General features: G+C 50.6%; 13 protein-coding genes. 4 read left to right on the top strand and 9 right to left on the bottom strand.

Annotated elements, in window-relative coordinates; all coding sequences use genetic code 11:
- The first annotated feature begins 194 nt into the window (after positions 1–194).
- Positions 195–1,082 (top strand): dienelactone hydrolase family protein, encoded by an 888-nt coding sequence (locus tag AB1757_07285; GenBank protein ID MEW6126826.1) that lies wholly within the window; start codon positions 195–197, stop codon positions 1,080–1,082.
- 343 nt (positions 1,083–1,425) lie between these two features.
- Positions 1,426–2,220 carry a cyclase family protein gene (locus tag AB1757_07280; GenBank protein MEW6126825.1) on the top strand — a complete coding sequence of 265 codons (795 nt, stop codon included), beginning with the start codon at positions 1,426–1,428 and terminating at the stop codon, positions 2,218–2,220.
- 160 nt (positions 2,221–2,380) lie between these two features.
- On the opposite strand, the gene AB1757_07275 is transcribed toward AB1757_07280, so the two are convergent.
- From AB1757_07275 to AB1757_07245, 7 genes are all read right to left on the bottom strand, one after another.
- The gene (locus AB1757_07275) at positions 2,381–3,331 is read right to left on the bottom strand and encodes a glycosyltransferase (GenBank protein ID MEW6126824.1); all 951 of its coding nucleotides are present in this window, start codon (positions 3,329–3,331) and stop codon (positions 2,381–2,383) included.
- 58 nt (positions 3,332–3,389) lie between these two features.
- Complete coding sequence (gene rimI, locus AB1757_07270; protein ID MEW6126823.1) at positions 3,390–3,905, bottom strand: ribosomal protein S18-alanine N-acetyltransferase; 516 nt, start codon at positions 3,903–3,905, stop codon at positions 3,390–3,392.
- A 67-nt stretch (positions 3,906–3,972) separates the two neighbouring features.
- Complete coding sequence (locus AB1757_07265) at positions 3,973–4,731, bottom strand: hypothetical protein (GenBank protein MEW6126822.1); 759 nt, start codon at positions 4,729–4,731, stop codon at positions 3,973–3,975.
- Positions 4,732–4,979: 248 nt separating this feature from the next.
- Positions 4,980–6,413, bottom strand: a complete 1,434-nt coding sequence (locus AB1757_07260) for an HU family DNA-binding protein (protein MEW6126821.1) — start codon at positions 6,411–6,413, stop codon at positions 4,980–4,982.
- An 80-nt stretch (positions 6,414–6,493) separates the two neighbouring features.
- Positions 6,494–7,867, bottom strand: coding sequence for a peptidoglycan recognition family protein (locus tag AB1757_07255; protein ID MEW6126820.1), 1,374 nt, complete (start codon positions 7,865–7,867; stop codon positions 6,494–6,496).
- 18 nt (positions 7,868–7,885) lie between these two features.
- Entirely contained in the window at positions 7,886–9,118 is a 1,233-nt protein-coding gene (locus tag AB1757_07250; GenBank protein ID MEW6126819.1) for an SPOR domain-containing protein, read from the bottom strand.
- 190 nt (positions 9,119–9,308) lie between these two features.
- The gene (locus AB1757_07245) at positions 9,309–9,722 is read right to left on the bottom strand and encodes a PilZ domain-containing protein (GenBank protein MEW6126818.1); all 414 of its coding nucleotides are present in this window, start codon (positions 9,720–9,722) and stop codon (positions 9,309–9,311) included.
- A gap of 409 nt (positions 9,723–10,131) precedes the next feature.
- Between AB1757_07245 and AB1757_07240 the strand changes: the two genes are divergently transcribed.
- Positions 10,132–12,360 (top strand): serine/threonine-protein kinase, encoded by a 2,229-nt coding sequence (locus AB1757_07240; GenBank protein MEW6126817.1) that lies wholly within the window; start codon positions 10,132–10,134, stop codon positions 12,358–12,360.
- A 144-nt stretch (positions 12,361–12,504) separates the two neighbouring features.
- Complete coding sequence (locus tag AB1757_07235; protein MEW6126816.1) at positions 12,505–12,741, top strand: hypothetical protein; 237 nt, start codon at positions 12,505–12,507, stop codon at positions 12,739–12,741.
- Between the two features lie 117 nt (positions 12,742–12,858).
- Here the strand turns inward: AB1757_07235 and AB1757_07230 are convergent, their stop codons facing one another.
- Both AB1757_07230 and AB1757_07225 read right to left on the bottom strand, forming a co-directional pair.
- Complete coding sequence (locus AB1757_07230; GenBank protein MEW6126815.1) at positions 12,859–13,413, bottom strand: DUF3501 family protein; 555 nt, start codon at positions 13,411–13,413, stop codon at positions 12,859–12,861.
- Positions 13,414–13,416: 3 nt separating this feature from the next.
- On the bottom strand, positions 13,417–14,766 hold the full coding sequence (locus tag AB1757_07225; GenBank protein ID MEW6126814.1) for a heterodisulfide reductase-related iron-sulfur binding cluster: 1,350 nt from the start codon (positions 14,764–14,766) through the stop codon (positions 13,417–13,419).
- Positions 14,767–14,804 lie beyond the last annotated feature (38 nt).

Raw genomic sequence — 14,804 nt, 5'->3', positions numbered from 1 at the left:
CGATTACCGGACGAGTTTACCTGACAACCGCAGCGAATGGTAGGGGGATTAAAAATTCATCTCTATGGCTTCGGGTGACTTGTTGGTGAAGCATTGCATAAGTAATTCCTGCTCATCATTCGATGAAGGCTTTCACAGCATTTTACTGGATAGAATTTCTCTCCGATTATAAAATGCGCGCCAAGGAGAGAAAAATGAAACGAAAGCAAGCAACCGATTATTCACAAGAATTATTAGACCTGTTTCACGAATACCAGCACGGCGACATTGACCGTCGTGCCTTTCTTGACCGGCTTGGCAAGTTCGCGACCGGCGGGTTGACCGCGATGGCGATTTTTGAGAGCCTGAAGCCGAACTACGCCTGGGCACAGCAGGTGCCACTGGATGACAAGCGCATCAAAACGGCATACGAAAATGTACCCTCGCCCGCCGGAAACGGCGCGATTAGAGGCTATCTGGCGCGTCCTGTAAAAAATGGGAAATTGCCGGTTGTCCTGGTTATTCATGAAAACCGCGGACTCAATCCTTATATCGAAGATGTTGCGCGGCGTCTGGCGCTCGCCAATTTCATCGCATTTGCGCCCGATGGCTTGACGTCGGTTGGCGGCTATCCGGGCAGCGATGAGAAAGGCGCTGCTGCCTTTCGCACTGTGGATGGAAAGAAGATGACCGAAGATTTCGTAGCGGCTGCCAAATGGCTCAAAGGGCGTCCCGATTCCACGGGTAAACTCGGCGCGGTCGGCTTCTGTTTTGGTGGCGGGATGGTTAATCAACTGGCAGTGCGGCTCGGCGCTGACTTGAATGCCGGGGCGGCGTTCTATGGTCGCCAAGCCGGCGCAGATGATGTGCCCAAGATTTCTGCGCCGCTCCTGCTGCATTACGCGGGCAATGACCAGGGCGTCAACGCCGGCATCGCGGCTTATGAAACGGCGCTCAAAGCCAATAACAAGATGTACACGGTTTATATGTACGAAGGCAAACAGCACGGCTTCCATAACGACACGACGCCGCGTTATGACGCGGAGTCGGCGAAACTGGCGTGGACGCGCACCCTTGATTTTTTCAACAAATACCTGCGTTAAGCCTGATAACAGGGTTTTGATGAGTTGTCCTTAAATTTAGGTGGCGAAACCCGTGATTAGAGTTAAGCAGATAAGCAATACTTGCCCGCCTAAATCTGGTCGGGCAATTTTTGCTTGATCAACTGGCCAACTGATGAATCCCGCTCAACAGGCAGAGATAATGACAACGTCAGTGCCGCTGCAAGCGATTGCAAATTGTAAGGTATGCCGACAATTCGTTTGGACGTGACTGCCAATCCGGCGGTGAATAATTTTAAACCGGACGTAGACCCATCTGGCTTGCTCGGTCGAGCGGCGACCGTTAAGCTCACCTCTGATTAACCAGCAAAGGAGAGGAGCGGAAATGAAACGAACCAAAATCTTGCTGTGTGTCGGGCTGTGTTGTTTGATAACCGGTTGCGCCAAACGCAATTCCTTTCCCACAGGTCAGTGGCTTGATTTGTCCTATGATTTATCTGCCGAAACTATCTACTGGCCGACAGCCGAACCGTTCAAACTGGATACGGTCGCAGCCGGCGTAACCGAAAAGGGCTATTACTACTCAGCCTATCAGTTCTGTGCCGCTGAACATGGAGGCACCCACATTGACGCGCCCATCCATTTTGCCGAGGGGCGTAAAACTGTCGATCAACTTCCCTTGACCCAGTTGATTGGCGCAGCCATCAAGATTGATGTTTCGCAACCAACCAATGCCAATCGCGATTATCAAATCAGCGTTGAAGATTTTACTGCCTGGGAAGCCCGCAACGGAAAAATCCCGGATGGCAGCATCGTGCTGTTGCAAACCGGATATGGGCAGTATTGGCCTGATCGCGTGAAATATCTGGGAACCGCCACAAGAGGCGCCGAAGGCGTAGCGCAACTCCATTTTCCGGGGTTGCACCCGGAAGCCGCGACCTGGCTGGTCACTAATCGAAAAATCAGCGCCATCGGCATAGATACGGCGAGTATTGATTACGGGCAGTCGCAAACCTTCGCAAGTCATGTCACGTTGATGGGGCACAATATCCCTGCTTTTGAAAATGTGGCAAACCTCGACAAAGTGCCTGCACTTGGCGCTCAGATCATTGCCCTGCCAATAAAGATCAAAGGCGGCAGCGGCGGACCACTCAGAATCATCGCCTTTCTGCCTGATTGAAATAAGGAACTCATCAGCTATAGCGGTTTGCAAAAGAGCTTACTCAGCCTCTGTTGAGAGAGCAGTCTTTGACCGCCTGTTCAACTCAGTAAATTGCAAACCAGTCGGTGTAGCGGTCGAGCATTGATTGGTTCATCGGGTTTCTCAATAACCCGTGACCTCACCTGACAGATTTTTTTAACGATTTGTTGAGCGAGAGCACGCGGTGGCGCAGGCGGTCGGGCAAGGCGGCAATCAGGAAAAACGGCAGGCTGCCCGCTTGCCAGGGCCAATGACGAAAGGCTTGCCTGAAACACCGGCGGGCTTCTGCGAATCGCTGTTGACTGAAATAATAGCGCCCGAATCGCGCATAGATGTTGCCCGCGAGCCTGCGTTTGGGAATTGGTTCGTCGGGAAACAGGGCGGCGATTTTTTCGAGATTTTTAATCTCATCGTTGCACATCTGTTCCAGATTGTCGGAAAGGTTTTTATCGTGACAGCGAATGTGTACGAGGATTTTATTGACAAACCCGAAGGGATATTTTTTCGCCAGCCGCAAATAGAAATTGAAATCTTCGTTGCCGATTAATCCTTCATCAAACAATCCGACCTCGTCCAGACAGCGGCGACGCACCATCACCGACGGCATGGCGATGAAATGTTCCAACAGAATTTTGTCAAAAATCATGCCGGTTGGTATGTCACGCCCCGCTCGGATATTGCTGTCTAAAACCCCTGATTCATTAAATCGCTGAGAGCCTGTGAACACCACCCCATATTCGGGATGCTCGTTAAAATGCGCGATTTGCAGTTCCAGTTTATCGGGAAGCCAAAGATCATCTGCGTCTAAAAAGGCGATAAACTCGCCGCTTGAATGACGTATGCCGACGTTGCGCGCTGCCGACGGACCCCCGTTGGCTTTTTTGCTATAGCGAATCGCTTCTTTGAAAGTTGCCGCGACGGTTTCGGTGTTATCCGTAGACCCGTCATCAATGACGATGATTTCAACCGGGCGATAGGTTTGATTGAGCACGCTGGTGATGGCTTCGCTCAAAAACGCGGCGCTGTTATAGGTCGGAATAACCACACTGACCAGGGGAGTTGATGAAGCGTTGATTTCTGAAAATTCCATGAATCAATCTGGCGAAGTTTAATAAAAGCAGAGGGGAGTTCAGTCAGCAAAAATCGCTTTAGAAATTTTTAATCATTAAATACCCATCATCGCCGCTGGAATAATATTTCGGCATATGACGAAGGATTTTATAACCGAGTTTCAAATACAGTCGTTGCGCCGCCTGATTTGAGGTGCGCACTTCCAGACGAACCGCATTGATGCCTTGATGTGTGAAACTGTTTTCAACCGCATCCATCAGTTGTTCAGCATAACCGCGACGGCGATGAACGGGACTGACGCCCAGCGCCACAATATGACCGGTATTGTCAGGTTCAATCATGCCGATGATGAAGGCGACCATGTGATTGGCGGCAAGGGTGACTTTATAACACGAAGATTTGTTATGAGAGAGCAGATAGCGCAGGGTTTCTCTATCGTAAGCCTCGCTGTCATAGAAACATTCCTGATCAAGTTTCCAGCACTCATTCAAATCCGCTGCGGTCATTTCTTTCACCACAGCTTCGGCGAAAGCGGCAACATAGGGTTGCTCGATCTTCTTTTCTCTACGCCTGAGCCATAATCTGAAGTCCATAATTCCGGCTACCGTCCAACGCCATTATAATCGCAAGGTCAATCATCAAGTCTGCCTTGTCGGCAGATTAATTGCCTTTGCCGAAAATTTTCTTGAATACGCCAAAGAATCCGCCCTTTTTCTTTTTCTCTTCTTTCTTCTTGGCATCCGCATCCTTCTGCGGGTCTTTATTTTCAGCTACAGGTTTTTTCGCTTCTTTGGGTTCCGGTTGGGCAGTGGTGGTGCGCGGCTTTTCTTCTTCAGGTTTTTCTTTGGGTTCGGCGGCTGCGGATTCAGCCTTTGGAGCCGGTTTGGGATTCACCGGTTGAACGGCGGCTTTTGCTGCTTTGGGGTTGGCTTCATTGTCGCCGGAAGGCGCTTTGGGATTAGCGCCATCGTTCGTACTGGCGTCGGATTTATCGCCCTTTTCCTTATCTTTTTCGGCTTTCTCTTTTTCTGCCTTTTCCTTTTCTTCTTTCTTCCTGGCAGCCTCGGCTTCCGCTTCAGTGGTTGCTTCTTCGCTTACTGCGGGTGTTTCGGCAACCGCAGGCTGAGCGGTCGATTCTTCGACAAGCGGAGCCGGAGGCACTACGGCAACCGAAGGTGTCGTGCTGTTGGACGGCGCGATGCGAGATTTCGGAGCAAAGAAAATCGAAGCGACGGTGATGAGAATCGCCAGCGCCACCAGTCCAATGCCGAGCATTGACCAATCCACTTTCCGGCGCGGCGTAACCATAGCGGTTTCGACCACTGGGGACGCCGGCGCGATACCGAGTTGCGCGCCACAGAGTTCGCAGAAATTGAATTCTTCATTAAAAAGTTCATTGCAGGCGGTACAGATTTTCATAACTCTCTCCAGATCATTGGCAGTGGTTCGATTTACCGAGGCAAGTTTATTCTATCATTGAAGCGGGCAGTGTCAAATTGGCAGGCAAGCAGTAGCCGGTAGCCGGTGGTCGGTGGTCGGTAGCCGGTAGCTGGTATTCGGTTATATGGTTTGCTCTCTTTAAACGCTGATTTAATTTTTTTCAGCAATAGAGTGCGAGAGCGTCGTTAATCTGTTCTGGCTACCGGCTACTGACCACCGGCTACTGATTAAGCGTCATAGAGCGCGGCAATCAGACATCCGCGCGCGGTGGTTGTCAGCGGGTCTTTTGCCATGCGAATTTCTGAAATCGGCAGCGGGAATTTATCCTGTTCGACCGCCTTCTGGAACCTTTCCAGAAAACCTTTGGGCGCAGCCGTGCCGCCCGCAAGCACGATGGGAATGGCTTTTTCCATCGCCGGCATATTTTTGGTTTCCGAAAGCGCGCTGCGCACCGATTCAACTAAGGAAAGCACCACGTCTTCATAATAGATATGCAGGGCGTTTTCGTATTTGTTTTCGGCAGGGCGCGATAAATCCAGACCCTCTTCTTTAATCATGCGAATTCTCGTTGCCACATCGCCGGTTACAGATGAGGCGCTGCGGTCGATGTAATCTCCGGCTTTGCCGATGCTGAAAGTCATCACCGGAATCGACATAAACGCGAGCGCCACGTTGCACATGCCGCCGCCGCAACTGATGCCGATGCCCGTGAAGTTCTCTTTTTCAAGTTCGGCAAACACCACTGCCATGCCTTCGTTTACGCCTTTTGACACATAGCCCATTTCATCGAGCACCTTTTTCAACATGGCTTCGTGATAGACCAGGTCTGCCGCCGCGCTGCCGTCGCGCCCCGGGCCGGGCACGCTAAAGCGCAGGGTTTCACCTTTGCCTTTGCCTTTTAAAAGTTGTTTGATGATTTCCTGAATAACCGGCATTGCCTGTTCTTCATTCGGATTGAGGGTGCCGGACATCATCGGACGGCGGACTTCGATGTTAAAGACGTTGGCAAAACGTCCGGCTTCATTGCCGTAAACCTGAATCGAATTGCTGCCGTTCAAGTAATAAGTGATTTTGTTTTGCTTTAAAATATTTTCCGTAAATTTTGAATGCGGGACGGTGATAAAAGCATTTAGCTGGGTTTGCGTTTTGATTTTATCAATTGCGCCACCAGCCAGCACCAAACGGCTGGTGCCAATATCCAGCCCCAGCGCCCCACCTTCGCTGGTTACTTCTTCGGTGCCGGCATGTTCATTCTCTTTTTCTTTTGACATTGCTTTCTTGCCTCCAATTTTGATTTCGGGATTTGTAAGCTTTTGCTCGTCCTGATTCTCACTCTTGAACGTATTGAGCTTAACGGGTTCGGATGGTTCCGACAGGAACAGCTCCGGGTTTAAATTTTCAATGGCTTTCCTGCTCGGTTTGATTATAACAACTTTGCCTTCAGGTATGGGCTTGGATGCGCGCCGGTTTGGCGAAGGGGGCGTAAAACCGCGACGTTTGTCTTTTAACTGCAAACTACCCAGACCGCGTATACGAATGATTTTACCGCTGCTGACCTCACGCGCGATGACCTCCAAAATCGCTTCAACGCCGCGCGTCGCATCACGCTCCCGGAGTTTTGCGCGTGACATTACTTCTTTGATGAGGTCAGATTTTCTCATGACTAGAATAGTTTCCAGTTATTGGTCAGGTGTTAGATTAAAATCAAACGCCGAAAACTGAAAACTAAAATCTCTAGTTGTTACTGGTCGCTTGTCGATTCCGGCATCTCGACATTCGTATCCACACGCTGTTTATCCAACTCGTGTTGCTTCACGTAAGCGCGTTCAAACAGTTCCCACAAGGCGCGACGTTGTTGTTCGATGACAAAGCCATTTTTCTTCGCGGTATCCCACAATGCCGCTTCCGCCTGCGTCAATCCTTGCCAGCGTTTGCCACCGGCAGCGATTAAATACGATTGATCGTAAGCGAAACCGAAACGCGAAATCGCCAGTAATTCCGCATTATATTTATTCGTCAGTCCCACTGCTTCAAAAGGAAAATTGGCAACCCAATCGGTGTGATGACCGAGCAATCGCGACGACGGATTTGTCGAAACCAAACCGTGCGTCGTGCAATTGGCATCATTGATTTGATATTTCGAGCGCAACACGGCGGTCAATACCCGCGCCGCATAAATCTGCGCTTCGTTAATGCCGTCCGCGCCTTTGGCAGTGCCCGATTTGCCCTCAAAACTGATGCCGATGAAGCTGGCATTCAAATTGACATAGGCGTGGCGGCTATCGCTCCAGATGGAATTGCCCGCGTGATAGGCGACCTCTTCATCGCGCACGATGCGAAAAATTCTGCCAAAGCGGTCAATGATGTAATTGTACAGTTTGTGCCGTCGCGCATAATCCATCAACTCTTCCGAGGTGCGAATCAACGATTTGTTGTATTGGTCTGAAAACGGCAGCAGGTCGCTTTCGGTTAAGTGATAAACGATGCCCACAGGTTTGGAAAGCACTTCGTAATCATCGGCATTTTTGCTGAGTTTTTCCAAATCGAAACCATAGAAACCGCGCTTTGCCCCCGCGGTTTCATATTCGGTTAATATTCTTGCGCCGTTGCTATAGAACTCGTCCGTCGCGGTTTTTTCCGCAAGCCAGACTCTATCGAGCGGCAGAGGGGCTTCCGAGCCGATTGCTGCCACCGCTTCACCTGAACTGACATTATCATTTGCCGTTTGACCGGATGTGGTTTTTGCCTGAATGGCGCTGGTTATACTAGTGACCGCTTTTGAGCCTAAATAGACCAACCCTGAGCCTGCGGCAAGCACGCCAACCGCGCACAATCCATAAACGAGAAACCGTATGCGATAAAGAAACGCAGTTAAGCGAAGTGAAAAAGGCACGCCTTTAGTTGGCGGCAAAACTTTCGCCAGTTCGGTAATCAAACGGGCGCGTTCCGGTAGCGAGCCAACCCACGGTAAGCGCATCAACAAACTGCCTTGCGGTTGCGATTTCATTACGGAATTGAGGAATTTCAAACGCAAAACCGGCGATTCGATATAACGCGCATAGCGGTCAACGATTTTGGTGTAATGGCTATCGGGTTGCTGCAAATCCTTTAACACTGCTTTTACCGCCTGAGGTTATGGGTTCATTTCGGAGACCAGTAATTCTAACTTTATCCCTGCGGAATTTGCACGGGCTTGCGCCTGCGCGATAAATTTTTGCGCATCACTTGCGGAAACAAACTTGCCCACCAGCACCCGGAATTTATTGGCTTTTGCCGCCGCCGTATAAGCCGGAACGCCAGCTTTTTTTAACCGTTCAGCAAACTCTCCGGCGTTGGCTTCACTGGAAAAAACGCCAGCCTGCAAAGCGAACTGCCCTTGCCCCGAAACTTCAGGGGTTGGCATGGTTTCGGCTTTTTTCGGCTCTTCGGGTTTTGACGCAGTCGCCTGTTGAGGGTTGGTGTCGGTTAAAGCAGCAGCATTTGCCGCCGTTGAATTTTCGGCAGCACTCGCAGGTGATGGAGTTTGCGTCACCTGCGGAGTATTCGCGGCAGGTTTTTGCGCGCTATTTTTCGCAGCCGCAAAATAGGGTTTATAAACGAAAAGATAACCCGCAGCTAAAACGGCAAGCAAGCCGATGCCACCTAAAGCCAGCAGCAGTTTGGATGATAGACGGTTTCCTTGCGGGTTTTGCACAAGATAAGGAAAATCATCCATCTGCGTATTCCAACGTGGCGTGTCATCAATGATGGAACCGGTGACAAATTTGCCGTTTTGTTCGGCAGGGAACTCCTGCATGGTAGACGGCGCACTCTGGTAAGCGTTATTGCCGTTGACAGGCGCAGTTTCATAGACCGGTAAAGGTGCGCTATCGCTTATCGGCAAGGGTTGTGCCGCCGGTTCCGGTTCATGAAATTGAGGCGTCGCATCCACCTGCTGCGGAAGTTTATGGGCTTCTGTGAATTCCTGTGGCGCATTCATATCCTGAAAATAGAATCCCCCATCAGGCAACGAACTGCTGATAGCGAAATCATTTTGCACCTCTACGAAAGTTGGTTCATCAACCGCAGGCTTTTCCGCCGGTTCGCTGAAAGAAGGCTCGATGAGTACAGGGCTTTCCGGGGCTTTGAGCAAATCCTGGTTTGAAAACGTTGGTGGTTCTAATACCGGAGTTTCGACGAGTTCCTGAACCGGCAAAAGCGGGGCGTTCAGGCTTGCGCCATTTCTTGCGATATTTTGCGGAAAGATGGTTTCAATCAATGAACGACACTTTTCGCAAAGTCTGGTCGGATAACCGTTGAGTTTGGCATTGGCATCCGATGGATGCTTGCATAGCGGACAGCTTGCAGTTGATGTCTGAGCAAACATACTCACTTCTCCTTAAAACATAAACAGACAATAACAACTCCCGAAGGTAGCGGGAATCCAGCAAGGGTGAGGGCTTAAATTGTAGCGACGTTGTTATTGAGGGGGCAAAAATGCCGACACGATTATAACACAAGAAATTTTTCCGAATGAAGCAATCGCTTGCGGAATTTCAAATGTTTGATGCGGTAGATTATTCGGACTTATCCGCGTTCTCTTTCATGCTGGTGATGTAGTTTTGAATCTCTTCCAAATCCTCTTCATCCAGACTGAGGAATTCGACGCCAAGCCCGCTGCCTTCTTTGGCATAGCTGACCCGCGACACGGCAATCACCCGATGTCTATTGGGTAATTCAAAACGGACAACCATACGGGTGCCGGCGCGTATGCGCTCTTCTGTGGTAATGAACATGCCGCCGGTGCTGATGTTTGCCATGTTTCTACGGACACGGGAAGGGCCGCTGCTGCTGTTTGTCAGTTCATATTCAACTTGTGCATTGATGGGTGCCCGTTCAAATCGGCGGCGTTCAGGCTGCGCTGAACGAGGCTCAGCCTTTTTACCATTTTTAACCGCTTTCTTTGCTGTTGCTGTTGCTTTTCGAGCCAAAATCGTTCTCTACTTCTTTCAGGTGATTTAGGGACTTTTATAACCTGCCGATTTGGGAGCAAAGTAATCGTGATTAACTTACACACGCTGCGCCTTCTTGACAAGGCGAAACCTGCAAAAGTAATCACTGGTCGAGGAGATATTGAAAAATGACCGGATACGGAACTGAAGATTCCAAAACTGCGCGGCGTCAATCAGCAGAAATCATAAACGTGATGGATGATTCATTCGCCGCTCACACCGCGCAGGCGAAAATTTATCTAAGCTATTTGGACGCCTCCTTCGTCCAAAACCATGTTTGCAGGATGTGTTTACGCGGTGCGGATGTTATGTGATAATTCGCGTGTCGGTTTCTCGTGACAAAATCCGCATACAATTAAAGAAATTCTCTGATAACGGAGTGCGCATTATGAGTGGAAGACGTATCGGAAATTATCTGGTCTTGGATTATTTAGGTGGCGGCGGTTTCGGTTCGGTATTCAAAGCCGAAGACACCAGCACGCCAGGGCGGATTGTCGCCGTTAAAGAACTGCACCGCAAACACACGCGCAGCACGGTCATCAAACAACGCTTTTTTCAAGAAGCCATCGCTATGGCTAAACTCGACCATCCCAATCTGCCACGGCTGTTTACTTTCGGCGAAGACCACGGCTCTTACTATCTGGTGATGGAATTTCTTTCGGGAAAACTGCTCACTGATGAAATTCAAGCCCAGGGTCAATTGCCACTCAATCAAGCCATCACGATTATTTCACAGGTTCTCGAGGCGCTCAGTTACGCCCATAAAAACGGCATCATTCACCGCGATTTGAAACCCGATAACATTATGTTGATTGGCGACTCCGGGTCGCCGCATGTCAAGGTTTTGGATTTCGGCATTGCGCGCATGGTCGGCGGCGAAAATTTAACTATGGCGGGCGAAGGTTTCGGCACGCCCGTATATATGTCGCCGGAACGCATTTCGGGTTCGCTAAACCCTGATGCCCGCGCCGATATTTACAGCCTCGGCATTATTCTTTATGAAATGCTCGCTGGCAAAGTGCCGTTTCAATCGCAAGCCACCGACCCGCTCATCTACTGGTCGGAAATGCGCAAAATGCATGAGAGTTATGAACTCCCGCCGCTCGACGCGCTCGGAGTTCCCCAAGCGATTGAACGCATTGTCAAAAAAGCTACAGCCAAAACTGCCGATTATCGTTATGCCACCGCCGATGACATGTTAAATGATTTGCGACAGGCGACCGGTGATAGTGAATTTGCAATTGACACCCGACAGACCGCGCAACTCGCTTTAACCACCAATCCCCCCGAAGCCGAAGTTTATGTCGATGAAATATTGCGCGGCACTTCCGATGCCACGGGCAAAATATTGATTGATGCGCTCAATCCCGGTCTGCATAGCGTTCGCGTGCTCAAAGCCAGCTATAACCCATATACCATCAGTGTGGTTTTGGAAGATGGCAACCGCACAGATTTACAGGTGGCGCTTGCCGCTAATGCGACGATGGTCATGCCGCAAGTGGGCGAAGAGACTTCGCCGATGGAGTTGAAGACCTTGATAATGGATACCGGCGATGAAGTCGCAACCGCGATGCTGACGCTCGAAGGCGTTCCGGCAGGCAGTCAGGTCTTCGTCGGCGCAAAAGCTTTGGCGCTCGCGGGCGAGGACGGGCGCGCAACCTTGAGCCTTGCGCCCGGCACCCACGATGTCGAAGTGAAATCGCCATCCGGCGAGATTGGCAAAAAGCGTATCACCCTGACCAATCAAGACACCGGCTCGAATATGACGGTGGCGGTGCCAATGACGCAAACTTTCGGCTCACAGGCAAAAGCCACAAATAGTGAAAAAGGCGAAGCCGCAGCCACGATGGTTGCTGGCGTCGCAAACGTTCCCCGAGCTTACACAGCGCAGACCGCAGGCTTGCAAAGTAAAAAGAAGGTCGCAATGGCAGCGGCTGTGGTTTTGTTGCTTGCCTTGGTCGCAGGCGCTTACGCGGTGTTTAGCGGGCTTGGGCGCGAAACCTCGCCCATCAATGCAAACGAAAATTTGCAGGCGCAAAATCTGACGACCCCATCGACAACTGAACCTCCTGCACCAACCGGCGAAACAAACAGCGCGGAAAAAGCCAAAGACGCCAGTGAACCCGATAAAGCTGCGACTGAAAAAGACAAACGGGAAACTGAAAAAACTGCCAAAGAGGAACCGGAAACAAAAGATAAACCTGCGGTCACGCCAACTCCGCCTCCACAAGAGCCTGAAAAACCTTCGGAGCCAACCGGCTCACAAACTGGCGGCACCGCCTGTGTTTTTGTTTTGGTTAAAGGCGCAAGCGGCGAACCCGTAGCCGGTGTGCCGGTGGTTTTTTCGACTTCCGCAGGGCAGCAACCGAAACGCACGGGACCAAACGGCGGCAGCAAAGTTTGTGATTTGCCGGTTGGCAGTACCGTGACCGTGCTGGTTAAAGGCGCAGGCATGGTTTACAACGGCGTCGTTCCCGCCGGTGGCAAACTCGTCAACGCAACCCTGAGCGCCATGCCGATGCGACCCGGCAGAATGCAACCCGACCCGGATGAACCCGCCCGCCCGGACATCAGAAAGAATCGCCCGTTCCCGCGTCGCAATCGTCCACCGCAGTAATCTATGTGCCGATAGTTCAGGCGACATATCAATGCTGTTTTTGAAATTATTGACAGACCCGCAAAGTTTCTGGCAATCTGTCATATTCAATTTAACGAAAAATCGTCTTCATGACGAAGATTTAGCGAAAGGAGTGCAAGGCTAATGTCAAAGAGATCAAGAGGCGGACGCGCGGTGCGTTTGACTTGCCCGAAATGCGCGGCGGCATTTACCCTCGTCGGATTCATTTCTCAGGGGTTGGATGTGGATGCTTACTGGAAAGAGCGAGCCGCCGAACACGATTGCGCGGCACACCAGAAATATCTCGACGCGCAACGCAGCGCCGACGGGACCAAGAACCCGCTCAAAGCTTCAAAAGCTGCTGCTCGCGGCAAGAAGTAATTCGGCATTTAAAGTTTTCAACAAAAAGGGCTGGCGATTATCACCAGCCCTTTTAATTTTTAAGTAATCCAAGTTGCTCGTTCATTGAACGAGCAACTTGGGTTATGCGGCTATGTCTTACGCCGCTAAATCTTCCTGCAAAGCCTTTCGTTGTTCATCAGTCAATGGGGTTTCTGCGCTCAGTTCCGGCAAATCAACGCCGACCGCGACTGGCACCTGCCCCTTGGTATTGAATTTTAAAAACTGCACGGAACTCACCTGTTCTTTGCCGCGTTGGCGTTCATCAAATGTCGCCCAGACGCGCGAACCGTCTTCCAAAGTGACATAAATTTTTTCAGGCAGATGCCACCACTCGCGCAATTTCACGGCGCGAACCTGCGGGTCATCAATTTCAATGAGCAACGTGCAACCAAGTTCGCCGTCCGTGCCGAGCAATTCATTGTAGGTATCGATTTCGTGACGAATGTCGGCTTCCTTGACGATGCGTTCGGTGCGCACCATCTCTTGAATCTGATACTGCACGGTCAAATGATTTTCAAATAACAGCGTGAAATGTTCGCCGACATGCACACGTCTGGGAAGCTTGGTCATTAAAACTTTTTCTCTGAATTGATCGCGCCCCTCTTCATAAGTGACGTAATCGAGGATTTCACTGCGTTCTACTGCTTTCACTGCTTACGATTCCTCCTTCTTCTCATTTTCTGTTTGCGTAAATCCATCTTCACGATAGGCGCGCGCCAATATGCTCATCGGGTGCATGGGGCGCACGCCCGCGTGCTGCTCGAATTGCAAAGCCGCAAGCGGACAATCGGTTGCCCAGATTTCCGCGTTTGCATCCTTCATTCCGTCAAAAGCTTTTTTGCCGACGCGAATCGAAGTTTCAAAGCCTTCGACCTTCATCGCGTAAGTGCCATCGTGTCCGCAACACTCCATCGTAGTTGACGGAACCACGCCGGGAATTTTCCTGAGCAAATCGCGACCCTTGAAGCCGACAAACTGCGCGCGCAAATGACAGGGCGCGTGATAAGAAACTTTCGCGCCCGGCGAACTCTTGAACTCGGTGTTAAAGCGCGGTTCGTTGCGAATCGACCAGAGGTATTCGCTTGGGTCCATTGTCGCCTCGGCAACTTTTTCCGCATCCTCACGATCTTCAATGTCCACAAGTGTCGGGTATTCGCGACGGAGCATCATCGAACAGGTCGGATTGATGGCTAAGACTTTTGCGCCTTTTTCAACAAACGGGGTTAAGATTTTCAAGTTGGCTTTCGCCTGTTTTTTCAACAGGTCAATATCGCCGCTTTCCCAGGCAGGCATTCCACAACAATGCAAACCGGCTGTGCAACGAATATCCACCTGATTTTTTTCCAGCACCGCAATGGTATCGCGCCCGATTTGCGGTTCGTTGTTTTGCACATAACAGGTTTGAAAAAGCACTGCCTCACCGCCCACTTCTTTTATTCTGCCGGTCTCTTTCGCCCATTTTTCAAAGGTGCTCGAAGCAAAATTCGGCAACAGTTTGTCGCGGTGAATGCCGATGACCTTCTCCATAAAGATGCGATGAATGCGCACGCGATTGGCGGCGTTGGCAATCGCCGGGGTGATGCGCGCAAGTTTTCCCGCTTGATCCGGGTCGCCCAGTATTTTTTCTCTGAGCTTCAAACCCTGGCGGCGTGTGCGTTGCGCTTTATAACGATGAACCAGTTTGGGAAAGTTGAGTTTGAATTCGTGACCTTCGCGTTCCGTGTACGGGCACTGCACTTCGCAAAGCTTGCATTGAAAACAGGCATCCATAATCGCTTCGGTATCGCTTGCGGTGACGCGGCGCACCTCCCCGTCATATTTTTCATCAAGCAGCGCGAAGAGAGTCGGGAAACTGTCGCAATATTTAAAACACATACGGCAGCCGTGACAGATTTCAAAAGTGCGCTCGACTTCCATATTGAGAAAACTGGCGTCCCAATATTTCGCTTCCGTCGGGTCATAACTCAGCCCTTCGCTCGGTTTGTAAGCAATATTCTTTTCCATTGCGTTTAACTCTAATTTTGATTTTTAATTAACGATTC

This window comes from Acidobacteriota bacterium (genome assembly GCA_040754075.1).
Classification (GTDB): Bacteria; Acidobacteriota; Blastocatellia; order UBA7656; family UBA7656; genus JBFMDH01.
Note: the sequence above shows the minus strand (reverse complement) of the source record. Positions and strands in the feature narration are given on the sequence as shown.